The sequence below is a fragment of the Ancylobacter terrae genome (assembly GCF_045108345.1).
GTDB lineage: Bacteria > Pseudomonadota > Alphaproteobacteria > Rhizobiales > Xanthobacteraceae > Ancylobacter.
In genome coordinates, this window is sequence record NZ_JBJGXH010000001.1 from 1770562 (window position 1) to 1796610 (window position 26049).

The 26049-nt window shown below is 68.1% G+C and carries 24 protein-coding genes; 9 read left to right on the plus strand and 15 right to left on the minus strand.

Features of this window, described 5'->3' with window-relative positions; all coding sequences use genetic code 11:
* Nucleotides 1-38: 38 nt before the first annotated feature.
* Nucleotides 39-698, plus strand: coding sequence for a DedA family protein (locus ACEUEL_RS08500; protein ID WP_405703945.1), 660 nt, complete (start codon nucleotides 39-41; stop codon nucleotides 696-698).
* Nucleotides 699-1146: 448 nt separating this feature from the next.
* A complete protein-coding gene (locus ACEUEL_RS08505; RefSeq protein WP_405703947.1) occupies nucleotides 1147-1716 on the plus strand; it encodes a hypothetical protein in 570 nt (189 codons plus the stop codon).
* Between the two features lie 41 nt (nucleotides 1717-1757).
* Here ACEUEL_RS08505 and ACEUEL_RS08510 read toward each other — a convergent pair whose 3' ends face one another.
* From ACEUEL_RS08510 to ACEUEL_RS08520, 3 genes are read right to left on the minus strand one after another with little or no spacing between them, the layout of a single operon-like run.
* The gene (locus ACEUEL_RS08510; RefSeq protein ID WP_405703948.1) at nucleotides 1758-2525 is read right to left on the minus strand and encodes a heme ABC transporter ATP-binding protein; all 768 of its coding nucleotides are present in this window, start codon (nucleotides 2523-2525) and stop codon (nucleotides 1758-1760) included.
* Between the two features lie 4 nt (nucleotides 2526-2529).
* Entirely contained in the window at nucleotides 2530-3633 is a 1104-nt protein-coding gene (locus ACEUEL_RS08515; RefSeq protein ID WP_405703950.1) for a FecCD family ABC transporter permease, read from the minus strand.
* On the minus strand, nucleotides 3630-4559 hold the full coding sequence (locus tag ACEUEL_RS08520; protein ID WP_405703952.1) for a heme/hemin ABC transporter substrate-binding protein: 930 nt from the start codon (nucleotides 4557-4559) through the stop codon (nucleotides 3630-3632). Before ACEUEL_RS08520 ends, ACEUEL_RS08515 begins: the two co-directional genes overlap by 4 nt.
* 334 nt (nucleotides 4560-4893) lie before the next feature.
* On the opposite strand from ACEUEL_RS08520, the gene ACEUEL_RS08525 reads away from it, so the two are divergent.
* From ACEUEL_RS08525 to rimO, 4 genes are all read left to right on the plus strand, one after another.
* Nucleotides 4894-7056 (plus strand): TonB-dependent hemoglobin/transferrin/lactoferrin family receptor, encoded by a 2163-nt coding sequence (locus tag ACEUEL_RS08525; protein ID WP_405703953.1) that lies wholly within the window; start codon nucleotides 4894-4896, stop codon nucleotides 7054-7056.
* 62 nt (nucleotides 7057-7118) lie between these two features.
* Nucleotides 7119-7448, plus strand: coding sequence for an antibiotic biosynthesis monooxygenase family protein (locus ACEUEL_RS08530; protein ID WP_405703954.1), 330 nt, complete (start codon nucleotides 7119-7121; stop codon nucleotides 7446-7448).
* Nucleotides 7449-7501: 53 nt separating this feature from the next.
* Nucleotides 7502-7999, plus strand: coding sequence for an ureidoglycolate lyase (locus tag ACEUEL_RS08535; protein ID WP_405703955.1), 498 nt, complete (start codon nucleotides 7502-7504; stop codon nucleotides 7997-7999).
* Nucleotides 8000-8078: 79 nt separating this feature from the next.
* Nucleotides 8079-9437 carry a 30S ribosomal protein S12 methylthiotransferase RimO gene (gene rimO, locus ACEUEL_RS08540; protein ID WP_405703957.1) on the plus strand — a complete coding sequence of 453 codons (1359 nt, stop codon included), beginning with the start codon at nucleotides 8079-8081 and terminating at the stop codon, nucleotides 9435-9437.
* Between the two features lie 7 nt (nucleotides 9438-9444).
* On the opposite strand, the gene ACEUEL_RS08545 is transcribed toward rimO, so the two are convergent.
* The 10 genes from ACEUEL_RS08545 to ACEUEL_RS08590 form a co-directional block, all read right to left on the minus strand.
* A complete protein-coding gene (locus tag ACEUEL_RS08545; RefSeq protein WP_405703959.1) occupies nucleotides 9445-10401 on the minus strand; it encodes an alpha/beta hydrolase family protein in 957 nt (318 codons plus the stop codon).
* Between the two features lie 127 nt (nucleotides 10402-10528).
* Nucleotides 10529-11752, minus strand: a complete 1224-nt coding sequence (locus tag ACEUEL_RS08550) for an ArgE/DapE family deacylase (protein WP_405703960.1) — start codon at nucleotides 11750-11752, stop codon at nucleotides 10529-10531.
* Nucleotides 11749-13038: an allantoate amidohydrolase gene (locus ACEUEL_RS08555; RefSeq protein WP_405703962.1), complete on the minus strand. Its 1290-nt coding sequence runs from the start codon at nucleotides 13036-13038 to the stop codon at nucleotides 11749-11751. The genes ACEUEL_RS08550 and ACEUEL_RS08555 overlap by 4 nt, the downstream gene beginning before the upstream one ends.
* Before the next feature lies 1 nt (nucleotide 13039).
* Nucleotides 13040-14218, minus strand: coding sequence for a urate hydroxylase PuuD (locus ACEUEL_RS08560; RefSeq protein WP_405703963.1), 1179 nt, complete (start codon nucleotides 14216-14218; stop codon nucleotides 13040-13042).
* A gap of 183 nt (nucleotides 14219-14401) precedes the next feature.
* Nucleotides 14402-15487, minus strand: coding sequence for a BMP family ABC transporter substrate-binding protein (locus ACEUEL_RS08565; protein WP_405703965.1), 1086 nt, complete (start codon nucleotides 15485-15487; stop codon nucleotides 14402-14404).
* Between the two features lie 104 nt (nucleotides 15488-15591).
* Entirely contained in the window at nucleotides 15592-16515 is a 924-nt protein-coding gene (locus tag ACEUEL_RS08570) for an ABC transporter permease (RefSeq protein ID WP_405703966.1), read from the minus strand.
* Nucleotides 16508-17584, minus strand: a complete 1077-nt coding sequence (locus tag ACEUEL_RS08575) for an ABC transporter permease (protein ID WP_405703968.1) — start codon at nucleotides 17582-17584, stop codon at nucleotides 16508-16510. The genes ACEUEL_RS08570 and ACEUEL_RS08575 overlap by 8 nt, the downstream gene beginning before the upstream one ends.
* A complete protein-coding gene (locus ACEUEL_RS08580) occupies nucleotides 17574-19124 on the minus strand; it encodes an ABC transporter ATP-binding protein (protein WP_405703969.1) in 1551 nt (516 codons plus the stop codon). Before ACEUEL_RS08580 ends, ACEUEL_RS08575 begins: the two co-directional genes overlap by 11 nt.
* 150 nt (nucleotides 19125-19274) lie before the next feature.
* Nucleotides 19275-20252, minus strand: coding sequence for a quinone oxidoreductase family protein (locus ACEUEL_RS08585; RefSeq protein WP_405703971.1), 978 nt, complete (start codon nucleotides 20250-20252; stop codon nucleotides 19275-19277).
* 9 nt (nucleotides 20253-20261) lie between these two features.
* Nucleotides 20262-20999, minus strand: a complete 738-nt coding sequence (locus ACEUEL_RS08590; RefSeq protein WP_405703972.1) for a CDP-alcohol phosphatidyltransferase family protein — start codon at nucleotides 20997-20999, stop codon at nucleotides 20262-20264.
* 206 nt (nucleotides 21000-21205) lie between these two features.
* Here ACEUEL_RS08590 and ACEUEL_RS08595 point away from each other — a divergent pair, with 206 nt between their 5' ends.
* Nucleotides 21206-22417, plus strand: a complete 1212-nt coding sequence (locus ACEUEL_RS08595; protein WP_405703974.1) for a UbiH/UbiF family hydroxylase — start codon at nucleotides 21206-21208, stop codon at nucleotides 22415-22417.
* Between the two features lie 9 nt (nucleotides 22418-22426).
* On the opposite strand, the gene ACEUEL_RS08600 is transcribed toward ACEUEL_RS08595, so the two are convergent.
* Nucleotides 22427-23389, minus strand: a complete 963-nt coding sequence (locus ACEUEL_RS08600; protein WP_405703976.1) for an AEC family transporter — start codon at nucleotides 23387-23389, stop codon at nucleotides 22427-22429.
* Nucleotides 23390-23490: 101 nt separating this feature from the next.
* Between ACEUEL_RS08600 and ACEUEL_RS08605 the strand changes: the two genes are divergently transcribed.
* Nucleotides 23491-24594: an HpcH/HpaI aldolase/citrate lyase family protein gene (locus ACEUEL_RS08605; protein WP_405703978.1), complete on the plus strand. Its 1104-nt coding sequence runs from the start codon at nucleotides 23491-23493 to the stop codon at nucleotides 24592-24594.
* 44 nt (nucleotides 24595-24638) lie between these two features.
* A complete protein-coding gene (hspQ, locus tag ACEUEL_RS08610) occupies nucleotides 24639-24968 on the plus strand; it encodes a heat shock protein HspQ (protein ID WP_405703980.1) in 330 nt (109 codons plus the stop codon).
* A gap of 93 nt (nucleotides 24969-25061) precedes the next feature.
* On the opposite strand, the gene ACEUEL_RS08615 is transcribed toward hspQ, so the two are convergent.
* A complete protein-coding gene (locus ACEUEL_RS08615) occupies nucleotides 25062-25820 on the minus strand; it encodes an invasion associated locus B family protein (protein WP_405703981.1) in 759 nt (252 codons plus the stop codon).
* Nucleotides 25821-26049: the final 229 nt, after the last annotated feature.

Genomic DNA, 26049 nt, shown 5'->3' on the forward strand with positions numbered 1-26049 from the left:
GTCTCGGCTTCATGTGCGGGCAGACAGGGAGAGGGCGGATGGAGCAGTTGACCGGCCACATCATGGAGTTCGTCTCGGCGCATCATGCCTGGGCGGGTCCGGTGCTGGGCCTCGTGGCGTTCGGCGAATCGCTGGCCTTCGTCGGGCTGGTGATGCCGGCGACGGCGCTCATGCTGCTGGTCGGCGGACTGATCGGCACCGGCGCGCTCGATCCGATGCCGGTCATCGCGTGGTCGGTCGCCGGCGCGGTGCTGGGCGACGCGGTCTCCTTCTGGCTCGGCCGCCGCTACGGCCGCGGGCTGTTCCGGCTGCGGGCGCTGGAACGCCAGAAGACGGGAATCGCCAAGGCCCGCCTGTTCTTCCGACGCTACGGCTTCGCCTCGATCTTCCTCGGCCGCTTCCTCGGCCCGGTGCGCTCGACCATCCCGCTGGTGGCGGGGTGCATGCTGATGGGCCAACGCCGCTTCCAGTTCGCCAACGTCACCTCGGCCATCGTCTGGGTGCCCATGATGCTGGCGCCGGGCTATCTGACCGGCCGCAGCCTCGGCGACCTCTCGACGCTGGACGGCGGGCACCTGATCGCCGTCGTCTCCGGCGTCGCCATCGTCACCACCCTGCTCGCGGTCGTCATTACCCGCGTGGTGGGAGCGCGCGGCGTCCGCCGGCGCCGACCGGCCGTCGCCGCGATCGAAGGCTGAACGAGCTTCTGGCGCTCCTCTCATCAGGCGCCCACCGGGGCGTGCGCGCAGCCGCGTCCAGTCGCCGCGCTGATATACGGTGTATTACACACCGAATGTTGGATTTCAGACCAATCTTGCCGGCGGGTGACCGCAGCGCGCGCCTGAATTGCGTGACGCACCGGCAGACGCAGGAAGTCCACCCGTCGGTCGACGGGCGACATCATCGCGACCCGGCTTCGGGAAAGCTGCCCCTTTCCCGGCATCATCCTGCACGGCCACCCGAAACATCCCGCCAAGGCTTAAGGTATTCTATGTATTCATTCTGCTTTTCGCGCATGCGATAAGTTATCATCGCCGTATTGTGCCGTGCATCAAAATTGTAAACTTCGTTCGACTTGATTCATTTCAAATCTTTGGAGATAATTACCCTCGGACGCCAAAGGATCGTCCCTAGGGAGGAAGAACAATGAAGTTTCACGCCCGGATCGCCGCGGCGGTCGCGCTCGGCTGCCTGCTGAGTGGCGGCGTTGCCATGGCACAGGACGAAGCCGCCCACGTGCAGCCCGTCACCGCCTACGTGAAGAAGAACGTGATGCCGTGGCTCAGCGACAAGGCCGTGATCGAGGCGGTGATCGCTTCGAACAAGGCCCATGCCCGCCTGATGCAGACCGACATCGACCAACTCGACGCCGACTGGAAGGCCAAGGACCAGAAGCTGCGTGACAGCACCATGAAGAATCCGCTCGCGGCCTTCCTCACCAAGAAGAAGGAAGCCTCCGGCGGCGTGATCACCGAAGCCTTCGTGATGGACGATCGCGGCCTCAATGTCGGCCAGACCGACGGCACCTCGGACATGTGGCAGGCCGACGAGGCCAAGTGGCAGAAGACTTATCCGGTTGGCCCCGGCACCATCTTCGTCGACAAGGTGGAAGAGGAAGACGGCAAGAAGATCGCCCAGGTCAGCGTCACCATCGCCGACAAGGACAACGCGATCGGCGCCATCACCATCGGCATCGACGTCGACAAGCTGAAGTGAGCGCGCCAGCCCGCCGCCCGGCGGGTCGCCGCGCCTGATCCTCAGGCCTGAAGCCCCACCGACTGGGGCAGCACGAAGACGCCGCCCGGGGCGACCCCGACCCGGGCGGGCACGCCGTAGATGCGGGCGAGATGGTCGTCCGTCAGCACCGCATCCGGTGCTCCGCTCGCCGCCTCGCAGCCGTCCTTCAGCGCCAGGATATGGTCTCCGGCCATCGCCGCGAGATTGAGGTCGTGCAGCACGGCGAGCACGCCGCCGCCCGCGGCCGCGACCGCGCGGGCCAATTCGACCACCAGCAGCTGGTGCGCGAGATCGAGGCTGGCGGTGGGCTCGTCGAGCAGCAGGTATCCCGGCCCCTCGCCCGATTCGAGTTGCGCCAGCGCCCGGGCGATCTGCACCCGCTGCTTCTCGCCCCCGGACAACTCGCCGTAGAAACGCCCGGCAAAGCCGCCGAGATCGACCCGCGCCAGCGCGCGTCCCACCCGCCCGGCACGATCGCGGCCGTCGATCAGGCCCATGGCGACGATCTCGGCGACCGTGAACGGGAAGGCGACGTGGACGCTCTGGGCCAGCACGGCCCTGCGACGGGCGAGGCCGGCAGCGCCGAGCGCGCGGATGTCGACGCCGTCGAGGGTGACGCGCCCCGCATCCGCGCGGCTCTCCCCGGCGAGTACCTTGAGCAGCGTGGACTTTCCCGCACCGTTCGGCCCCACCACGACGGTGACGCTCCCGGGAACGACGGTGACGCTTACGCCGTCGAGCAGCGCCCGCCGCCCAGCGAGAACGGAAATCCCTTCGGCCGCGTACATGGTCTCACCCGAACAGGGCCGCGCGCTGGCGCAGCAGGAGCCAGAGGAAGAACGGTGCGCCGATCGCCGCCGTAACCACGCCGAGCGGGAGTTCCGCCGGACTGGCGAGCGTGCGCGCCGCCACGTCCGCGCCGAGCAGCAGCGCGCCGCCGAGCAGGGCGGAGGCCGGCAGCAGGATCCGGTGGCCCGGCCCGATGGCGAGGCGCAGCAGATGCGGCACGACCAGGCCGACGAAGCCGATCACGCCGGCCACCGCCACTGCCGCTCCGGCGCCCGCGGCGACGCCGACGATGGCGAGGCGTTTGGTGCGCTCCACATCGACGCCGACATGGAACGCCCCGCCCTCGCCGAGCGCCAGGGCGTCGAGCGCACGCGCGAGCGTCAGGGCGAGGGTGAGAAGCGCCAGCACGAACGGCGTCGCCGTCGCCACCTTCACCCAGGTCGCGCCGCCGAGACTGCCGAAGGTCCAGAAGGTGAAGTCGCGCAATTGCTGGTCGGACGCCATGAACACCATCAGCCCCGTGCCGGCGCCGGCCAGTGCGCCGAGCGCGATGCCGGCGAAGAGAAGCGTCGCCACCGACGTGCGCCCCTCCCGCGTCGCGATCGCGTGCAGCGCGGCGGTTGTCGCGAGCGCTCCCGCAAAGGCCGCAAACGGCAGGGCGAGACCGGCGATCTGCGTCGGCAGAAGCGCCGCGAGCGGAGCCCCGAGTACGATCCACATCACCGCCGCCAGCGCCCCCCCGCCGGAGACGCCGATCAGCCCCGGATCGGCCAGCGGATTGCGGAACATGCCCTGCATCACCGCGCCCGCCGTCGCGGTCGCGCCGCCGACGAGCAGCCCCAGCACCGTGCGCGGCAGGCGGATGTCGAGCACGACGATGGCCTCGCGCGCGGCCCGGCCAGCGGTCTCGATGCCGCCCGTCAGCGCGGCCGCGAGGATCGAGACGACGCGCGCAGGGGCGATCGTCACCGGACCCACCGCAAGGGAGGCGAACACCGCCGCAAGCGCCAGCGCGGCGCAGGCGGCAAGCCCGATGGCCCCGCGTCGCGCCCGCGCCAGCAGCGCGGCGGCCGGCAGATCGGAAAGGCCTTCGCTCGCCGCGCTCAACCGCCGTTCCCCCGTACCGGCTCGCCTGACGTCGGCGCCCAGGCGCGATCGGGAAGCGCGGGAAGGTCGAGATCGGGATAGATGGCGGCGGCGAGATCGCGCGCGGCCTGCGGCGTACGCGGGCCGAAGCCCAGCGCGTATTGACCGTCGACGCGCACCACCCGCCGCGTCGTCGCGACCGGCGTTCCGGCAAAGGCCGGCATGGCCAGCAAGGTCTCGTCGGGCACGCCGTGACCGGCCGGCCCGTTGCGCATCAGCACGATGGCCTCGGGTTCGGCGGCGAGCATCGCCTCGTCCACGGCCGGCTTGAACCCCTGCACGGATGCCATCGCATTGCCGGCGCCGGCGAGCTTCAGGATGGCATCGGCGGAAGAGTTGCTGCCGCCCACCACCGGCGCGCCGCCCGAGGCGGACAGCACGAACACGACCTTGCGCGGCGCCGCGATGCGCGCGCGCAGTGTCGCCAGAGCGGCGAAGTCCTCAGCGACCGCGGCGGCCAGCGCCTCGCCCTTGGCCGCTTCGCCCATCACCTGCGCCACCGCGCGAATGCGCGCGACGACGCCCTCGGCATCCTGCGCCGGCGGCAGGCTGACGAAGGCGACCGAAGCCCCCTTCAGCACCGCGACGGCATCGGGCGGACCGGCGCCGTCGGCGGCGAGGATCAGCGTTGGGCCGAGCGCCAGCACGCCCTCGGGCGACAGCGCGCGCATATAGCCGACATTCGGCTTGTCCTTCAGCGCGGCGGGCGGAAACACGCTCGTGGTGTCGACGGCGACGATGCGGTCCTCGAGCCCGAGCGCGTAGAGAATCTCGGTGACCGCCCCGCCGATCGCCACCACCCGGCTGGCATCGACGGCAACCGCGCCGGTTGAGGCATCGCGCGCCGACGGTGCGTCAGTTGCGCCCGCATGTGACGAAAATGCCACGGCGATTCCAATCATCGCGACGATGACGCCAACGCGCGTCACGGCACTTGGCAGCATTGGTCTCATCCGGCTTCGATCCCGATCCGATAATACTTGATATCTCTCGTTGTTATCTGGAGCGGCCGTAGACGTCGACCTCAATTTCGCAGTTTTTAATTCCTATAAATAAGAATTATAGTGTCTTGACGTAACGGTTAACCGCACATACGACGGCAACACGACAGGGGCGCGGGGGCAGCCCGGTCGACAGTCGTCAGCCAGCCGGCGACGCACCCCACGGGGTGCCGGGCGCTGCCAGCCATACGGCGATCTTGACCATCAATCGGGGATCTCCATGGCCGCGACCATCGCGCGCGCCGGCATGCGCCGGCGCTCGACCACATTTCGACACGCTCTTCGGCTCGGCACGTCGCTGGCCGCCCTCGCCCTTGCGGCTCCCGCCATGGCGCAGGACGCCCAGGACATCGTCGACGTCTCGACCTTCGAGCTCGACCCGATCACGGTCGTGGCCTCGCGCACCGAGCAGGAAGTCACGGATACGCTCGCCTCGGTCAGCGTCGTGCGGCAGGAGCAGATCGACTGGCTGCAGCCGGAGCGGCTGCAGGACATCTTCTGGAACATGCCGAGCGTCTGGTTCAATACCAACGCCGACGACCTGGCGACCGGCTTCAACATCCGCGGCCTGCAGGATTACGGGCGCGTTGCGGTGATCCTCGACGGTGCGCGGCAGAATTTCCAGCAATCCGGCCACGGGCCGCAGGGGCAGGTTTTCGTCGATCCCGACATGCTCGCCGGCGCCGACGTCGTGCGCGGCCCGGTCGCCAACATCTACGGCTCCGGCGCCATCGGCGGCGTGGTGGCCATGCGCACGAAGGACTCCTTCGACATCCTGCAGCCGGGCGAGCAATACGCCGTACAGGCCAGCGGCTTCGCCGGCAGCAACAAGGACAATTACCAGGGCTCCGCCTTCTTCGCCGGCCGCCCGAACGAGAATGTCGACTTCGTCTTCGGCGGCTCGGCCCGCACGGCGGGGGATTACGAGGATGGCAACGGCAACACGGTGCTGAATTCCGGCCAGGACGTGAACAACCAGCTCGCCAAGCTGACCTTCCGCCCCGCCGACGGCCACGAGCTCAAGTTCGGCGTGGTCAACCTGAACGGCCAGTTCGACAGCGGCCAGGGCGCCGCCAACGACGAAGGCCTCTACGGCAACAACGTCCGCAACACCACGGTCACGGGCACCTACTCGTTCGAGCGTCCCGATGTCCCGCTGATCGACTTCGAGGTAACCACCTACTGGAACCAGACCGAACAGGAGATGGTGGTCAAGGAGCAGTACGCGCCGGTCTGCAATCCGTTCTTCTGCATGGATTTCACCGGCCCGGTCGGCACGCTGACCAATTACAAGATCGATACGGTCGGCTTCGACGCGAACAATTCCTCCCGCTTCGAGAAGTTCGGCCTCAACCACACCGTGACGCTCGGCGGCGATTATTTCCGCGACGACGTGGAGACGTGGAGCACCTATGAGGCGCCGGATGCGGGTGTGAACCTCACGCCCTCCGGCAACCGCGAGGTCGGTGGCGCCTTCGTGCAGTGGCTCGCCGAATACAGCACCTGGCTCGATGTGGTCGCCGCGCTGCGCTATGACAGCTACAACCTCTCGAGCCCGGATGGCGGCTCCGACGGCGACCATCTCTCGCCCAAGATCACCGTCGGCCTCACCCCGTTCGAGGGCTTCACGGTCTATGGCACCTTCGCCGAGGGTTATCGCGCCCCGGCGATCAGCGAGGCGCTGGTGTCGGGCTTCCATCCCGGCAACATCTTCCTGTTCATCCCCAATCCGGACCTGCAGGCGGAGACGGGCAAGACCTATGAGGCGGGCGTCAACCTGCGCTACGACAACCTGTTCCGGAACGGCGACCGCTTCCGTGCCAAGGCGGCGATCTTCCAGAACGATGTCAGCGACTACATCGATCTCGAGAACGTCACCGGCATTCCGGCCTGCGTCTACTATGTCTGCTATCAGTACGTGAACGTCACCGAGGCGACCATCAAGGGCGTCGAGGTGGAGGGCACCTATGATGCCGGTCCCTGGTTCGTCAGCGCGTCCGGCAGCTATATGGACAGCGAAAACGAGGAGACCGGCGAGCGGCTGAACTCGGTGCCGCCCGGCATGGTCGCGGCCACGCTCGGGGCCCGCTTCCTCGACCGCAAGCTGCTCGCGGCGATCCGCTACCAGCATGTCTGGGGCGCATCGGAGAACCCCGCGACCGAGCTGCCCGCCGACGCCTACGACCTGCTCGGCCTGACGATCGCCTACGAGATCAACAAGAACGTGACGGCCTCGCTCATCGCCGATAACCTCCTCGACGAGCAATACACGCCGTATCTGCAGAACCTGCCGTCGCCGGGGCTCTCGATCAAGGGCGCGCTGAAGGTGCGCTTCGGCTACGTGCCCCCGGCCGATCTGCCGGGCAAGATGGTCGTCAAGTAGGCGCCGGCCGCGCCGTCAAGATCGCGGCCGCCCGGCGGCGGCCGCCAGTGAGGGAGAATGACATGTTCCTGGCCATGAACCGCTTCAAGGTGAAGCACGGCTACGAGACCGATTTCGAGCGTGTCTGGCGCGAGCGCGACAGCCATCTGTCGACCGTGCCCGGCTTCGTCGAGTTCGGCCTGCTGCGCGGGCCGGAGAAGGACGACCACACGCTCTACGCCTCGCACACGGTGTGGCGTTCGCGCGCCGACTTCGAGGCGTGGACGCGCTCGGAGGCCTTCCGCGCCGCCCATCGCAACGCCGGCGGCAACGCCCCGCTCTATCTCGGCCACCCGGAAGTCGAACTGTTCGAATCCGTCATCGAATTGTCGGCCGCGGAAGCCGCCGCCTGAGCGCCGGGAAACCCGACTATCATGGGCGCGATTCCATGGAAGGAACCGCGTCCATGCAGGCCCGCATCGCCACGCCGGAGCTGTTCGCGCCCTATGGCGTACTGATCCCGCCCGGAAATCCGGTGGCGCACAACGAAGGTCGCGGCACCCGCCGCGCCTTCCCCGCCCGGCTCGACCATGATCCGCGGGCATCGCGGCTCGACATATCCACGACGGTGATCGTCCCTTCCGCCCTGCCGGTACGCATCAGCCTCATCGAGCGGCACAGCCTGTCCGCGCAGGCCTTCCTGCCGATGAGCGACGCCCGGTTGCTTGTCGCCGCCGCGCCATCGGCTCCGGACGGATCGCCGTTGTTCGATGCCGTCGAGGCGTTCATTGTCCCCGCCGGCGTGGGTATCGAATATCGGCCGGGCGTCTGGCATGCACCGCTCGTCGCCCTTGAGAGGCCGGCGCACCTCGCCATGATCATGTGGGTCTGCGACGGGCCGCTCGATTGCGAGGAGGTCGCCCTGCCCGCGCCTCTCGACATCGTGCTCCGCGCGGAGAGTTGACGGAACGGGCCGGAGTTGACGGGACGGGCCGCGTGGCTTAACCGCTCGCGATCCTTGCCACCGGACCCGTTGCCGCATCATGGCCGACCCCGCGTCGCCCGACGCCCTGCTCGATTCGCCCGCCCCGGCGCCGCGCATCTCCTTCGTCTCGCTCGGCTGCCCGAAGGCGCTGGTCGATTCCGAGCGCATCGTCACGCGCCTGCGCGCGGAGGGCTACGAACTCTCGCGCCAGCACGAGGGCGCCGACCTCGTCATCGTCAACACCTGTGGCTTCCTCGACAGCGCCAAGGCTGAGAGCCTCGCCGCCATCGGCGACGCGCTGAAGGAGAACGGCAAGGTCATCGTCACTGGCTGTATGGGCGCCGAACCCGAGCAGATCCGCGACGTGCACCCCGGCGTGCTCGCGGTCACCGGGCCACAGCAATATGAGAGCGTGGTGAAGGCGGTGCACGAGGCGGTGCCGCCGAAGCACGATCCCTTCCTCGACCTGGTGCCGCCCCAGGGCGTGAAGCTCACCCCGCGCCACTACGCCTATCTGAAGATCTCCGAGGGCTGCAACAACCGCTGCACCTTCTGCATCATCCCGAAGCTGCGCGGCGACCTCGTCAGCCGCCCCGCCGCCGAGGTGTTGCGCGAGGCGGAGAAGCTGGTCGCCGCCGGGGTCAAGGAACTGCTCGTCATCTCGCAGGATACGTCGGCTTACGGCGTCGACCTGAAATATGCGGAAAGCCAGTGGAAGGACCGTGCGGTCCGCGCCCGCTTCCTCGACCTGTCGCGCGAGCTGGGCTCGCTCGGCGCCTGGGTGCGGATGCACTACGTCTATCCCTATCCCCATGTCGACGAGGTCATCGCCCTGATGGCCGACGGGGTCATCCTTCCCTATCTCGACATCCCCTTCCAGCATGCCTCGCCGAGCGTGCTCAAGCGCATGAAGCGCCCGGCGGCGCAGGAAAAGACGCTGGCCCGCATTCTGAAGTGGCGGCAGGACTGCCCGGACCTCACGCTGCGCTCGACCTTCATCGTCGGCTTCCCCGGCGAGACCGACGCGGAGTTCGAGGAACTGATCGAGTTCCTCGACGAGGCCGAGCTCGACCGTGTCGGCTGCTTCAAATACGAGCCGGTGCAAGGCGCGCCCGCCAACGATCTCGGTGCGGCGGTGCCGGACGCGGTGAAGCAGGAGCGCTGGGATCGCTTCATGGCCGTGCAGCAGAAGGTCTCCGCGCGGCGGCTGAAGCGCAAGGTCGGCACCCGCCAGCAGGTGATCATCGACTCGGTCGGCCCCACCGTCGCGATCGGCCGCTCCAAGGCCGACGCGCCGGAGATCGACGGCGTGGTGCACGTCGCCTCCCGCCGGCCGCTGAGGGTCGGCGAGATCGCGACGGTGAAAATCGAGCGCGCCGACGCCTACGACCTGCACGGCACCGCCGTCGGCTTCTGAGGGCTGACTACCGCTTCAGGTATTCGTCGAAGAACGCGATGGAATCGCGCACCGCCTCGGTCTGGACCGGGTCGGGCTCGTAGACGCCGGCATCGTTGCGGCCGACATAGACGAAGCCGTGCTCGTCGTGGTCGTAGGACTGCCAGCGCGCCTCCTTGTCGGCCTCGGCGAGCAGATCGTAGCTGACGCGGAAAATGCCCTGCAGTTCGTCCGTGTCGCGGCCCTGCACGAGGATCGGCGTCGCGATCGGCGCGACCCGGGCCCTGGCGACCTCTTCGGTGATGCGTGCGCGCACCTTGGCGGGATCGCGCATCAGCATCCGTTCGACATTGAGCAGGCCGCTCACCGGGTCGACATGGGCGGTCTCGTCCGGCCGCAGGCGCACGAACTCATGCGAGGCCGGCTCGCTCGCGATCATGGCGCGGAAGCCGCGATATTCGGACGCGATCTTGAGCGCCATCTCGCCGCCATGGCTCATGCCCATGTAGCCGATGCGCTCGCCATCGATGAAGGGAAGCGTCTTCGCGTGCTCGGCGATGGAAATGAGGTCCTCATATTCCAGCGGGCCGCGATTGAGGAGCTGCCGGCCCTGCCGGATGTCCTCCACCAGGACTCCGAAGCGGTCATAGGCGTAGTCGACCTCGGCGCGATAACGCGTCCACGCCACCGCGTAGCCCGCGTCGAGGAACCGCTCCTGCGTCCAGCTGCGGTTATGGGTGAGTTCGCGCAGCAGGCCTAGCCCGCCCCCGCCATTTCCCGTGGCGAAGAGCACGAGAGGGAATGGCCCTTCTCCCACCGGCAACCGCAGGGCGATCGGCGCATAGAGGCCGTCACGCGTTTCCACCTGAAGGAAATGCACCGGGTATCTCGACCCGGCGACGAGTTCGGTCACGACGCCGGAGTTCGGGCCGAACCGGCCGGCCGTTGTCGATGCGTCCGGGGCGGACAGGGTCGCCTCGCTCATGGGGGTATCCTCCGTGGATATCGCCCGCTCTGCGGCGAGCTCCCCCGCATCATGCAATCGATTGCATTTCTCTGCAAGCGAGTGTTCCGACAAGCCCGCACTTGCCGGCGACCCATGCTTTCGAGGGTCAGGGCGTCAGCAGGTCGCGCAGCGTGCGCTCGATGATGATGGTCGCCGCCTTCAGGTCGGATATCCGCACGTGCTCGTCGGCGGCGTGGGCATTCGCCTCGAGAATGGAGCGCGGCCCCGCTCCGTAAAGGGCCGTGGGGATGCCGTGGGCGGTGTAGTGTCGGGCATCCGTGTAGAGCGGCACGGCCGTGGCAGGTGGCGTCAGGCCCAGCACGTCAGCGGCGTGCCTCTGTATGGTTTCGACCAGCGGCTCCGTGCCCGGCAGGGTGCGCAGCGGCTCGGCCAGGATGATGCGCCGGCATTCCAGCTCGATGCCGGGGTGCGCCGCGACGGATTGCGCGATCAGCCGGTTCAGCTCGGCCTCCACCTGCACGCCATCTTCTTCGGGAACGAGGCGGCGATCGACGCGCATGACGATCCGGTCGGGCACGACGTTGGTGTTGATGCCACCGGAGATGAGGCCGACGGTGATCTTCGGTGAGCCGATGCCGGGCGTGGCGCTGACGATGGCGTTGAGGCGCTTGCGCTCGGCATAGATGGCGGCGAGCACGTCGGTCGCCGCCTCAAGCGCATCGACCCCGGTTTCCGGCATCGCCGCATGCGCCTGCTTGCCGCGCACGATGATCTCGAGGTGCAGGCAGCCATTATGCGCGACCACCACCGCGTAGGAGAAGCCGGCACAAATGGCGAGGTCGGGCTTCGAGATGTCGTGCTCCAGAAGCCATTTCGGCCCGAGGAAGCCGCCCGCCTCCTCGTCATAGGTGAGATGGAGTTCGACCGTGCCGTCGAGCCCCTCGGGTTGCTCGCGCAGCGCCAGAAGCGCGAAGGCGTAGGTCGCGAAATCGGATTTCGAGACCGCCGCACCGCGCCCATAGATGGCGCCGCCCTTTTCCTCGCCGCCATAGGGATCGAAGGTCCAGCCCTCGCCGGGCGGAACCACGTCACCATGGGCGTTCAGCGCAATGGTGGGGCCGCGCCCCTCGCCGAAGCGCTGACGCACCACGAGATTGACCACCGAACGCATGCCGTAGGTCTTGGCGAAAGGCTCGGGCACGACGTGCCGCTCGACGGTGAAGCCGAGTTCCTCCAGCAGGCCGGCCGTCACCTCGGCGTGGGGGGCGCAGTCTCCCGGCGGGTTGTCGCTCGGCACGCGCACCACCGCCTTCAGGAACTCGACCTCGCGGCCGAACAGCTCCGCCACCTTCTCGTCGCTCTCGCTCACGTCCGTGCTCCGCCTGCGTCCGGCAGGGTCCTGCCTCCCTGCGGCAATCCGAAGCGCTCGATGAAGCGCACCAGCGCGCCGACGGCAAGCCCCATGTCATCGGGCGCGGCATATTCCGCCGGATTGTGGCTGATGCCGTCCTTGCAGCGCACGAACAGCATGCCGACCGGGCAGAGCTTCGACATCGCCTGCCCGTCATGCCCGGCCCCGGAGGTCAGCGTGACCACCCGATGACCGACGCTCGCCACGGCATTGCCCAGCCGCATCTGGAGATCGCGGTAGCACGGCACGGTCGCCACCTCATGGAAGGCCGAGATGACGACGCCGAGGCCGCGATGATCGGCGATCCGGTGGGCCTCCCGCTCGAAACGCGTCAACGCCTCGCGGCGCGAGGCATCCGAGCCCGAGCGCAGGTCGGTGGTGAACACCACCCGCGAGGGAATGACGTTGATCGCACCGGGCTCGACATGCACCCGTCCGACGGTCGCGACCATGCCATGACGATCGACCTTGGCGATCTTCTCGACCATGAGAGCCATTTCGGCGGCGCCGAGCAGCGCATCGTGGCGCAGCCGCATCGGCACGGTGCCGGCGTGGCCGGCCTCGCCGCTCACCGTCACCGAGAGCCGGGAGGCGCCGGCGATGGCCGAAACGACCCCGAGCGGCTCCCCCTCGACCTCCAGCACGGGCCCCTGCTCGATATGGGCCTCGACATAGGCGATGACCCGGTTGGGGTCGTAGGCGCAGGTGGGGATATCGGCGGGGTCCTTGCCATAGGCGCGCAACGCCTCCTCGAACGTCACGCCATCGGCGTCACGCGCCGCCAGCGCCGTCGGCGGGAAGACGCCGGCAACAGCCGCCGAGGCCGACAGCGCGGTTGGAAAACGCGATCCCTCCTCATCGCCGAAGGCGAGGATGTCGATGCCGTACTCCGGCCGATGCCCCGCCTTGATCAGCATCTCGACCGCGAGGATCGCCAGCACCACGCCCATGGTCCCGTCATAGCGACCGGCCTCGATCACCGTGTCGATGTGCGAGCCGAGCAGCAGGCGTGGGGCTTCCTCCCCGGCCGGCCACCAGTGGCCGCGCACGGTTCCCAGCGCGTCCTCGCTCACCGCCATGCCGGCGGCGCGCATCCACGAGGCCACCAGATCGGCGGCGCGCCGATGCTCGGGGGTCAGGAACAGGCGGGTGAGGTGGTCCGGCGACTGCGAGATGGTGCCGAGTTCATCCAGCATGGCCGCGGCACGGGCGCCGAGCGCGCCGGTATCGAGGGCGACGTCCATCTCAGCGCTGCGCCCGCAACCAGGCCCCGAGCGCGGTCCGCTCGTCCGCGCTCATCGCCGTTTCATTCCCGAGCGGCATGGCGTTGCCCTGCACGGCCTGGGCGATGATGGCGGCGCGGTGGCTGCGGATGGCAGCGAGACTGTCGAGCATCACACCCTTCGGCGCCTCGGAAAAACCGTCATGAGACGGCGTCGCGGCATGGCACATGGTACAGTGTTTGGCAATCAGCGCGACCGCCTGCTGGTCGCTCATCACCGGCCCGCCCGCGCCCTGCGTGGGGGCCGTGAAAACGATCGCGCAGGCCAGCGCGAACAGGCCCGCAGGCGCCGCCCAGCCATAGGCGAGGAAATCCTTGCCGGCATCGGCGCTGTTGATGATGTGCCGGATCAGGCCGCCGACCACAAGGATGAGCGCCACCACCAGCCAGGAATGGGGATGGCCGAACAGCAGCGGATAATGGTTCGAGACCATCATCAGCAGAACCGGCAGCGTCAGGTAATTGTTGTGCAGCGAGCGCTGCTTGGCGCGGATGCCGTGGATGGGCTCGGGCGTCTCGCCGGCCAGCATCTGCGCGACCGTTTTGCGCTGGCCCGGCATGATCACGACGAACACGTTCGCCGCCATGATGGTGCCGATGAAGGCGCCGACATGGATGAAGGCGCCGCGGCCGGAGAAGACCTGGGTGAACAGCCACGCGGCGCCGACGATCAGCACGAAGACGCAGACCGCCAGCACATCGGTCCGCCGGCCGAGCGGCGAGCGGCAGATCCAGTCATAAATCAGGAAGCCGCCCGCCAGCGACGCGATCGAGATCATGATCGCCTCCGGCTTGGCAAGAGCGGCGACGGCCGGGTCGATCAGGTAGGATTCGGCGTGCCAGTAATACTGGACGACCAGCAGCGCGAAGCCGGTCAGCCACGTTAGATAGGCGTCCCATTTGAACCAGTGCAGGTGCTCGGGCAGGCGCTCCGGCGCCACCATGTATTTCTGCACATGGTAGAAGCCGCCGCCGTGCACCTGCCATTGAGCCCCGTAGATGCCGGGATGGCTGCCGGCTTCCTTGCGCAGACCGAAATCGAGGGCGACGAAATAGAAGGACGCTCCGATCCAGCCGATTCCGACGATCAGATGGAACCAGCGGATCAGGATGTTGAGCCAGTCCGAAATGAAGACGTCCATGCTGCTCCCACGCGTCGGCACCGTCGCCGGCAGCGGCGGCCGGCATGGGCGATCGGACACTACCCCCACACCGCCGCCTCATGGTGCATCCGACCCTTGCCGGAAAACACCGCGCCGCCCCCTCCATCAGCGGGCGGAATGCGGCCGTCGTCCCGCGACGGCCGCGCTGTCAGGCGGGATGGCTCACTGGCCGGGCACCTTGTCGTCGATGCCCTTGACGTACCAGTTCATCGACAGGATGCCCTTGTCCGGCAGCACCTCACCCTCCTTCACCACCAACTCGCCCTTCTGGTTGTAGATCGGACCCTTGAAGGGGTTGAGCGCGCCGGACTTGATGTCGGCCTCGGTCTTCTCCGCCATCGCCTTCACGTCGTCGGGCATGTTGGTGTAAGGCGCCATGACGACCTCTCCGTCCTTCATGCCGCTCCAGGTGTCGGTCGACTTCCAGGTGCCGTCCATCACCGCCTTCACGCGCTCGATATAGTAGGGCGACCAGTTGTCGACGATCGAGGTGAGCTGCGCCTTCGGCCCGAAATTGATCATGTCGGAGGCTTGGCCGAACGCCTTCACGCCGCGCGATTCGGCCGCCTGCATGGCTGCCGGGCTGTCGGTGTGCTGGGAGATCACGTCGGCACCCTGGTCGATCAGCGCCTTCGCGGCGTCGGCTTCCTTGGCCGGGTCGAACCAGGAATTCACCCAGACGATCTTGACCTTGATGTCGGGATTCACCGACTGCGCACCGAGCATCAGAGAATTGATGCCGGAGATGACCTCGGGAATAGGGAAGGAGGCGATGTAGCCGATCGTGCCGGTCTTAGAGGTTTTGGCCGCGATCTGGCCGAGGATGTAACGCCCCTCGTGGAACTTCGAGTTGTAGGTGGAGACGTTCTTGTCGCGCTTGTAGCCGGTGGCGTGCTCGAACATCACCTTCGGGTAGCGCTTGGCGACCTTCAGCGTCGGCTCCATGTAGCCGAAGGAGGTCGTAAAGATGATCTTGTTGCCGGCACGGGCGAGCTGCTCGATGACGCGCTCGGCATCCGGGCCTTCCGGAACGCTCTCGACATAGGTGGTCTCGACCTTGTCGCCGAACTCCTTCTCGACCGCCTTGCGGCCCTGGTCATGCTGGTAGGTCCAGCCGAAGTCGCCGACCGGGCCGATATAGACCCACGCCGCCTTGAGCTTGTCGGCCGCGTGCGCCGGGGCCAGTGCCGCGCCGGCGAGGCCGAGCCCCGCCGCGAGGGTGGCCGCTAGGGACAGTATCTTGCGCATGAACGTCTCCGCTGCATCCCGAGTGCGGCCGCGATTGTCTGCCTCGCCCGGGCGCGGCCGCCACCGCCCGAACGATCCGCCGCCAAGGCGGCCGCCTTTCCCGATCAGCGATCGGGCACGAACGGCACCCCGAGCGAGGCCGGCGCACCCTGCCCCTTCTTGAGCGCCGAGATCACCACCAGGGCCACCACCGTCGCAAGATAAGGCAGCGACGACAGCAATTGCGAGGGTATGCCGAGGCCGAAGCCCTGCACGTGCAACTGAAGGATCGAGACCGCGCCGAACAGATAGGCGCCGGCCAGCAGCCAGAGTGGCTTCCAGGCCGAGAACACCACGAGCGCCAGCGCGATCCAGCCGCGGCCGGCGGTCATGTCGCTGGCCCAGAACGGGGTATAGGCGAGCGACAGATGCGCCCCCGCCAACCCCGCGCAGGCGCCGCCGAACATCACCGCCAGCGTGCGGATTCTCCGGACGGGATGGCCGAGCGCATGGGCGGCGGCGTGGCTCTCGCCGACCGCACGGATGATGAGGCCGAGCCGCGTGCGCGCCAGCACATAGGCGACAGCGGCGAGCAGCGCGAGAGAAGCGTAGACGAAGGCGTCCTGCCCAAAGACAACGGGGCCGACCAGCGGCAGGGTGGAGAGGCCGGGAATGTCGAGTTCGGGCGCGCCGTCGAGCCGCGTGCCCACGAACGGCGCACCGATCAGGCCTGCCAGCCCGAGCCCGAGAATGGTGGTGGCGAGGCCTGACGCGACCTGGTTGGTCGCCAGCCATATCGCGAGGCCGGCGAACACCAGCGACAGCACGACGCCGGCCAGAATGCCGGCCAGCGCCCCGAGCAGCAGGCTGCCGGAGCCGTAGGCGGTGGCGTAGCCGACCGCCGCGCCGACGATCATCATGCCTTCGACGCCGAGATTCAGCGTACCGGCGCGCTCGGCCACGAGTTCGCCGAGCGCGGCGAGCAGAAGCGGCGTCGCCGCCGCGACGACGCTCGCCAGCACCGCGGCGAGGATTCCCGTCTCAAGCATGCGCCGTCCCCTCGACACGACGGATCCGGTAGCGCACCAGCACGTCCGCCGCCAGGATCGCAATGAGCAGCGTGCCCTGGAAGACGCGGGTGACGTCGAACGGCATGCGCATGGAGATCTGCGCCGCTTCGCCGCCGATATAGGTGAGCGCCAGGGCAAGGCTCGCGATCAGCACGCCGACCGGGTGCAGCCGGCCCAGCATCGCCGCGATGATGGCGGTGAAGCCGTAGCCCGGCGAGATCGAAGGCTGGATCTGCCCGATCGTGCCTGCCACCTCGATGATGCCCGCCAGACCCGCGAGGGCCCCGGAAACGGCGAAGACGCCGCAGGTGACACGCCGTTCGTCGAAACCGGCAAAGGCCGCCGCGCGCGGCGCCGAGCCGCCGAGCTCGATCGAGAAGCCGACCAGCGTCCGTCCGAGCACGAAGGTCGCGACAATCACGACCGCCAGAGCGACGACGATACCGGCATGCAGGCGCCCCTCCTCGAACAGCAGAGGCAGGGTGGCGACGGAATCGAAGGTGACGCTCTGGGGGAAGTTGAAGCCGCCCGGATCGCGCCACGGGCCGCGCACGAGATAATCGAGGCCGAGTTGGGCGACATAGACCAGCATCAGGCTGGTGAGGATCTCGCTCGCGCCGAAGCGCACGCGCAGCAGGGCCGGGATGAGTCCCCAGAGGGCCCCGCCCAACGCGCCCAGGACGAGCATGGCCGGCAGTACCCAGGGACCGGCCTCCGTCCCGTGCGTGACGAGCGCCAGCCATGAACCCAGCACCGCTCCCGCCACATACTGGCCTTCGGCACCGATGTTCCAGCGGTTCGCCCGGTAGCAGAAGGACAGGCCGACGCCGATCAGGATGAGCGGGCAGGCCTTCACGACTAGTTCCTGCAGCGTCCAGGGATCGGACAGGGGCTCGATGAAGTAGATCTGAAAGGCACGAAGGGGATCGTGTCCCAGCAGCGCGAACATCACCGCGCCGACCAGCAGCGTAAACGCCAGCGCAACGATCGGCGCCGCGATCAGACCGAGCGCCGACACGCTCTCCTGACGCTCGATCTTAAGCGGCATGGGCACCCTCCGCGTCGGCGCGTCCGCCATGCGCCCCACCCATGGCGAGCCCGATCGCCTCGCGGGACGTTTCCGCCACCGGCACGGGTGGGGTGAGGCGGCCGTCATACATGACGGCGATGCGGTCCGCGAACTCCAGCAGTTCGTCGAGATCCTGACTCACCACCACGATCGCGCATCCCTCTGCCGCCTTCTCGCGCAGCGTGGTGCGGATGAAAGCGGCGGCGGCGGCGTCGACGCCCCACGTCGGCTGGTCGACCACCAGCAGCCGCGGCCCGCGCAGCACCTCGCGGCCGATGACGAATTTCTGCAGGTTGCCACCCGAGAGGCGCCGCGCCTTGGGATCCCTGCCGCCGAAGCGGACGTCGAAGCGCTTCACGATCGCGGCAAAATGTGCCTGCAAAGCCCTGCGCCGGATGATCCCGCCATTGACGAGATGGCCGTCGCCATGGGTGGTCAGCAGGACATTGTCGGAGAGCCGCATATCGGGCGCCGCCGCATGGCCCAGCCGCTCTTCCGGAACGAAGCCCGCGCCGAGCGCCCGCCGCGCCGTCGGCCCCAGCGCGCCGGCGGGGCTCGCATCGATCACGATGCTTTCGGGATCGGGAGCAAGCCGTTCGCCGGAGAGCACGTCGAACAGGGCGGTCTGCCCATTACCGGCCACCCCGGCGATACCCACGATCTCGCCGGCCCGCACCTCGAGGTTGACGTCGTGGAGCGCGGAACCCCGGCTGCCGTCGCCCGGCAGGTTCAGGCCCTTGACCAGCAGGCGAGGCACGCCGATCTCGTGCTCGGCGATCCGTGGCGTGCGCGGAACGTCGGCCCCGACCATGAGCCGGGCGAGGCTCGCGGAAGTTTCCTGACGGGGATCGACCGCCCCGACGAACCGGCCGCCGCGCAGCACCGTGGCGCGGTCGCACAGGCGGCGCACCTCGTCGAGCTTGTGGCTGATGAACAACACCGCCCGCCCCTCGCCCTTCAGTACGTCGAGGGTGCGGAACAGGCTCTCCGACTCGTCCGGCGTCAGCACCGAGGTGGGCTCGTCGAGGATGAGAACCCGCGGGTCGCCCAGCAGGCAGCGCACGATCTCGACCCGCTGGCGTTCGCCGACCGAGAGCTCCGACACCCGTCGGCGCGGGTCGACCACAAGCCCGTAGCGGGCGACGCAGGCATCGATCCGCCGCGCCAGAGCGGCGAGCGATTCGCGGCCATCGAGGCCGAGCGCGACGTTTTCGACCACGCTCAAGGCATCGAACAGCGCGAAATGCTGAAACACGACACCGATTCCGCGCGCCCGCGACGTGGCGGGATCCGGGAAATGGATCGCCTCGCCGTCGCAGCGCAGTTCGCCGGAATCCGGCTGGAGCAACCCGCAGAGCATCTTGACGAGCGTGGACTTGCCCGCCCCGTTTTCTCCCAGCAGGGCGTGATTTTCGCCCGCCCGGATCGCGAGGCTGACATTGTCATTGGCGACCAGCGCACCAAATCGCTTGGTCAATCCGACAGCTTCCAGGAGCGGCGGCGGAACGGCTTCGGTCATCACACTCCCCGCGACGGGCGACGGCCCGGGCGCTTGGCCCACTCATGCAAGGCACCGGCCAACTGCTCCGATCACACCCGCCGCCGAGTATCGCCAGAGCTGTTTCGGTGGATGCGGCATCATGATGCCGCAGAATTGCGCAGCCCGCCCTCAGGGGAGCAGGACCGTGGAACCCGTGGTCCGGCGCGCCTCAAGGTCGCGGTGCGCCGTCTGGGCGTCGGCCAGAGCGTAGGTCTGATTGACCGGGATTTTCACCACTCCCGCGGAGACCACATCGAACAGGTCGCTTGCGTTGGCGAGAAGCTCGTCGCGCGTCGCGATATAGGCGAACAGCGTCGGCCGGGTGACGTAGAGCGAGCCCTTCTGCGACAGCGCCAGAAGGTTGAAGTTCTGGATCGGCCCGGAGGCGTTGCCGAAGCTGACGAACAGCCCCCGGGGCTTGATGCAGTCCAGCGAGGCGGGGTAGGTCGCCTGCCCCACCCCGTCATAGACGACGTTGCAGAGCGCGCCCTTAGTGATCTCGCGCACCCGTTCGACGAAGTTCTCGTCATTGTACAGAATGGTGTGCGTCGCCCCGTTGGCGCGGGCCAGCGCGGCCTTCTCGGGCGATCCGACCGTGCCGATCACCGTCGCGCCGATATGCGCCGCCCACTGGCACAGGATCAGGCCGACGCCGCCGGCGGCGGCATGCACCAGGATGGTGTTGCCGGGCTTCACCACATAGGTCTGCCGGATGAGATAGCGCGCGGTCATGCCCTTCAGCATCATCGCCGCCGCGCTCTGGTCCTCGATCGTCTCGGGCAGCTTCACCAGCATCCCGGCCGGAACCAGACGCTCCGTGGCATAGGCGCCCAGCGAGGAGCCGTAGGCGACGCGGTCGCCGGGCGCCAGATCGGTCACGCCCTCCCCCACCTCGAGCACAACCCCGGCGCCCTCGTTGCCCGGGACGAGCGGCAGGCCCGCCGGCGCGGGATAAAGCCCCGAGCGGAAATAGGTATCGATAAAGTTGAGCCCGATAGCCGTCTGGCGGATCTTCGCCTCGCCCGGCCCCGGGCGGCCGAGTTCCACTGCCTCGTAGCTGAGAACTTCAGGGCCGCCGGTGCGATGGATACGAACAGCGAATGCCATGCCTTCCCCTCAATGATCGCCGCTGATCCGCCGGCGACCCGGCCGCTCGAACCCGGCCAGCAGGAAATAGACGGCAATCGCGCACATCGCCACCGTCACCCATGCCGGCGGCTGCAGCTTCTCCACCACGGCGGTGATCGCGAGCACCGCCCAGACCGCCATGAGCCCCAGCGTGACGACGCGCAGCCGCACCACCCGGAAGGGATGCACGAACTTGATCGGCAGGAAGGTGGCGACCGCCAGCAGGGCTATGATCGCGACGATCACCCATGGGCTCATCGGCACGAGGAAGAAATAGAAAACGACGAGGTTCCACACCGCCGGAAAGCCTTGGAAATACTTGTCCTCGGTCTTCATGCTGGTATCGGCGAAATACAGCGCGCTGGTGAGCAGGATCACCGCGCTCGCGGGGATCGCCATCCATGTCGGCATGAGATTGCCGGTCGCCACCGCGAAGGCCGGCACGAGCACATAGGTGAGGTAGTCGACGACGAGGTCCAGCGTCTCACCGGACCAGCGCGGCAGCACCTCGACCACCCGCACGCGCCGCGCGATCGATCCGTCGATCCCGTCGACGAACAGCGCGGCGCCCAGCCAGGTGAACATCAGCGACCAGTTGCCCTCGACCGCCGCAATGAGCGCGAGCAGGCCGAAGACCGCCCCCGAAGCCGTGAACAGGTGGACGGCGAACGCGAGAGTCTGCCGCCGGGACGGCGCCTCGTCGCTCAGCTTCGTGAATACAGGCACGAAAGTCCTCCCGTCGCCCCCGCCGGATTGATCTGTCCGCAGCAGGCTCGGCATGCCCCGGCAGGCATCACCGATTTGTCACGTTGCGCAACGACTGCTTATCCCACACTCAGCCCCGTGCATACAGCCCCCGCTTGAACTGCGCGAGGGGCTTGAACAGGATGCGACCCGGATTCGGAGCGGCGAAAGAGCCGATGGAGGCGTGGATGAGCGAAGCGGATGCAGGGCCCGCCGACGTCGTGGTAGCCGGCGGCGGGGCGGCCGGCCTGATCGGTGCCCTCGCGCTCGCCGGTGCCGGGCTGGCGGTGACGCTCGTGGCGCCCACACGCCGGGTCGATCGACGCGCCACGGCGTTGATGCACGGCTCCGTGCAGGCGCTCGATGCCCTCGGCGTCTGGACCAGGCTGGCAGAATCCGCCTCGCCGCTGCGGACGATGCGCATCGTCGACGACACGCGGCGCCTCATCCGCGCGCCGGAGGTGGCGTTCGAAGCCCATGAAACCGGGCTGGATGCCTTCGCCTGGAACATCGAGAACGAGCCGCTGCTGGCTGTCCTCGAAGAGGCCGTAGCGGCGTCGCCCGGCATTCGCCGCGTGACCCGGCCTGTGGTCGATCTCGCGCCCGGCACCGACGACGCCACGCTTCGGCTCGACGACGGGAGCGCGATAAGCGCCGCCCTCGTCGTCGCCGCGGATGGGCGCAACTCGCTGCTGCGGGAGCGGATCGGCATAAGGACCCGTTCGCGCAGCTATCCGCAGGTCGCGGTGACGGCCACGCTGTCGCATGAGCGCCCGCATCACGACATCTCCACCGAGTTCCACACGGAGACCGGGCCGTTCACGCTGGTGCCACTGCCCGGCCCGCGCTCGAACATCGTCTGCGTGGTCGATCCGCGCGAGGCCGAGCGGTTGGGCCGGCTGGACGATGCCGATTTCGCGCGGGCGATGGAGAGACGGGCGCATTCAATCCTCGGGCGAATGACGGTCGAAACCAGGCGCAGCGCCTATCCGCTCGGCGCGCAGACGGCCGAGCGCTTCGGGGCACGGCGTGTCGCGCTGATCGGCGAGGCCGCCCACACGATCCCACCCATCGGCGCGCAGGGCCTCAATCTCGGCATCCGCGACGTCGCCACCCTTGCCGAACTGGTCGTGCAGGCCCGGCGGCGCGGGCAGGACATCGGCGCCGATGCCGTTCTTGATGCCTATGAGGCCCGGCGGCGCTCGGATGTCGAGAGCCGGACGCTGGCCGTCGACCTGCTGAACCGCTCGCTGCTGACCGGTTTTCTGCCGGCGCAGGCGGCACGCGGTTTCGGCCTGTGGCTGATGGATCGGCTTCCCCCGCTCCGGCAGGCCATCATGCGGCGAGGCGTCGGCCCCACGCGCGACGTACCGCGCCTGCTCCTCGGCGAGCCGCTCTGACGCCCGGCATCAGGGAAACACGGCCACCGGCAGCATGTCGTGCTGGACCGCGTAGAGCAGCGCGGTGACGGTCAGCACCGACACCGTCGTCCCGACGAGGACGCCGCCGGAGGCCGCCTCGACATAGGTGTCGTATTGCTTGGCCATGATGAAGGCGTTCAGCGCGGGCGGCAGGCCGGCCATCAGCACCGCCGTCGCCACCCAGACGGGCTCGAACGGTCCCGTGGCAAAGAGTACCGCGAAGACCAGCACCGGGTGCAGCACCAGCTTGATAGCGATCAGCGGCGGCACCTCCCATTGGAAGCGCTCCATCGGCCGCAGCGCCACCGAGACGCCGAGGGTGAAGAGAGCGCAGGGGGCGGCGGCATTCTTCAGGAAATCGAGCAGGCGCGAGAGCGCTTCCGGTGGCTGGAACTCGATATAGGCCGCGAAGACGCCGAGAAAGGTCGCGACATTGAACGGGTGGGTCAGCACCCGCCGCGCAACCAGCACCATCGTTGCCCCGAACCCGTGCTTGTCACGCCCGCTCACCGCCATCAGCAGCGGGACAATGGTGAAGAAGAACAGGCTGTCGAACACGAAGATCAGCGCGGTGGGCACCGAGGCGGCCGCGCCGAGCGCGCCGAGCGTCAGTCCCGGACCCATGTAGCCGACATTGGCATAGGAACCGACGATCGCCGCGATCGTCGCCTCCGGCAGGTTGCCGCGCCGCAGCCAGAGCCCGATGCCGAGCGACAGGGCAAAGCACGTCGCCGTCGCCGCCGTCGTCGCCGCGATGAAGCGGCCGTTCGTCAGCTGGTCGAAGGGGGTGCGCGCGACGAGCGAGAAGAACAGAGGCGGCAGCGCGACATAGACGATGAAGAAGCTCAGCCAGGCGAGCCCGCTCTCGGGGATCTTCGAGCCCCGGCCGCAGGCGAAACCCAGGAAAATGACGCCGAAGAACGGCAGTGCGAGAGCGAGGACAGCGGCCATTCCGGCTCGCTAGCGGCGGGCTCGCCTGCGGTCAATAGCGTCTATCGTTTCCCTTCTGGCTCGGCCATCCTGACGCTATGCTGCATCGCAACCAAGACAAGATGCGACTGCTGCGTCGGGAGGAAACCAACGTGACGACCAGGCTGCCCCGCAATTTCCACAAGCCGCTCGCCATCGGCGCGCCGGAACCGTTCCGTGAACTCCCCGTCCGGCTGGAACGGATGATCCACTTCATGCCGCCGCATCTGGAGAAGTTCCGGGCCAAGGTGCCGGAACTGATCGGCCAGGTCGATGTGCTGCTGGGCAATCTCGAGGACGCCATCCCGGCCGATGCCAAGCTCGCCGCGCGCGCCGGCCTCATCGAGATGGGCAGGGCCAACGAGTTCGGCGCCACCGGCCTGTGGACCCGCATCAACGCGCTGAACAGCCCATGGGCGCTGGACGATATCGTCGAGGTCGTCGGCGCGCTCGGCGCCAAGCTCGACGTGGTGATGGTGCCGAAGGTCGATGGGCCCTGGGACATCCACTATGTCGACCAGTTGCTCGCTCAACTGGAGGCCAAGCACGCCATCGGCAAGCCGATCCTGATCCACGCCATCCTCGAGACGGCCGAGGGCGTCAAGAACGTGGAAGCGATCGCCGCCGCCTCGCCCCGCATGCACGGCATGAGCCTCGGCCCCGCCGATCTCGCCGCTTCGCGCGCGATGAAGACCACCCGCGTCGGCGGCGGCCACCCGGACTACGTCGTGCTCGCCGATGCCCGCAAGGACGCCGCCGATGCCCCGCGCGCCGGCTACCAGCAGGATCTCTGGCACTACACCGTCGGAAAGATGGTCGACGCCTGCGCCGCCAACGGCATCAAGGCCTTCTACGGCCCGTTCGGCGATTTCGCCGATGCCGCCGCCTGCGAGGCGCAGTTCCGCAACGCCTTCCTGCAGGGATGCGTCGGCGCCTGGTCACTGCACCCGAGCCAGATCGCCATCGCCAAGAAGGTCTTCAGCCCCGATGTCGGCGAGGTGCTGTTCGCCCGCCGCATCCTCGACGCGATGCCCGACGGCACGGGGGCTGTCATGATCGACGGGAAGATGCAGGATGACGCCACCTGGAAGCAGGCGAAAGTGATCGTGGACCTTGCCCGGATCGTCGCCGCGGGCGATCCGCAGATGGCCGCCGCCTACGGGTTGCGCGTTGACAATGGGGGATAGCGGCCTTAACGGGTCGCGCCGCTCCAGAGGGCGAGTGTCAGGCCATGAAAGAACGCATCGCCAAATACCGGATCGGCCAGGTGGTACGCCACCGCCACTACCCGTTCCGTGGTGTCGTCTTCGATGTCGACCCCGAATTCTCCAACACGGAGGAATGGTGGGAGTCCATCCCGGAGGCGGTGCGGCCGACGAAGGACCAGCCCTTCTACCATCTGCTGGCCGAGAACGCGGAGACCGAATACGTCGCCTACGTCTCGGAGCAGAATCTCGAACCGGACACCTCCGGTGATCCCGTCCGCCACCCGCAGGTCGAGGAAATGCTTTCTGCCGACGGCGATGGCGGCTGGAGGGTGCGGTCGGAGCGGCTGCAATAGCGCGTCGCTCCGGTGAACATAGGCTCTTGAATCAGAAACGCCCGGGTTTGTGCCCGGGCGTTCGTGTTTCGAGCGGGCGTGGCCGCCCGGCGGCTACTGCGCCGGCTGAGCCGCATTCTTGAGCCGGTCGGCGCCGTACTTCTCGAGGCCTTCCTTGGCCTTGTCGTTCTGGACCTGCGCGGCGGCCTGAGCGGCCTGCTGGCGTTCCTTGATGTCGTCCTGGATCTTCTTGACCTGCGCTTCCCAGGCACCGGGCTCGGTCTGGGCGCCGTCATAGGTCTTGGCGAAGTCGCCCAGCCCGATCGGATAGGACACGACGCGGCCCGCCGCGTTGGCGACCTGGAGGGTGAGGCCGGGCGCCTTCTTCATGCGGTCGATGAAGGCGCCGTCGATCGGCACGTCGCCGCGGCAGGTGCGCTCGTCGCAGATGACGAAGGTGCCGGCCTGCGGCTGGTCGTTGGCGATCGTCACCCGGAAGCCGTTGCGCAGCAGCACGCCGTTCGGGAAGGCGACGGTGAACACCTTCTTGGGGTCGTCCTTCACCTCGAGGATGCCGAAGCGGACGAGGAACTGGCCCATGTCGGAGATGATCGTCTGCTCCATGTTGCAGACGGTCTTCTTGAGGTTCGGATCCTCGCCGCAGCGCTTCATCCACGGAATGGCGACAGCGGGAATCTGGGGCGCGGCACCCTGGCCGGAGGCCTGAGCCGGAGGCGTCTGGGCCGCAGGAGCGGTGGCGGCGGGCTTCTGCGCGGCCGGCTTCTGGGCCGGCGCCGGCTTGGCGGCGGGCTTCTGGGCCGGAGGAGTGGCCGGAGCCGGGGCCTGCTGGGCCGAGGCGGTGGCGATTCCCATGACCAGCGCCAGGGCGGAACCCGCAACAATGTGCGTCCACCGGCGCGGCGCGAGAGAGGAGCGTATGATCATATCGTTTCCTGTCGTGCAAATCGCCGAATCTGCGACGGCGACGGACGCCTGGGCGCCATCTCGGACGAGGCTGTCTCGGGTTCAAATGAGGCAAGACAGTGACCTGTGAGCCGCCAAGCCGCGTCGATCATGCTAGATTCCAACGAATGGTGTCTTG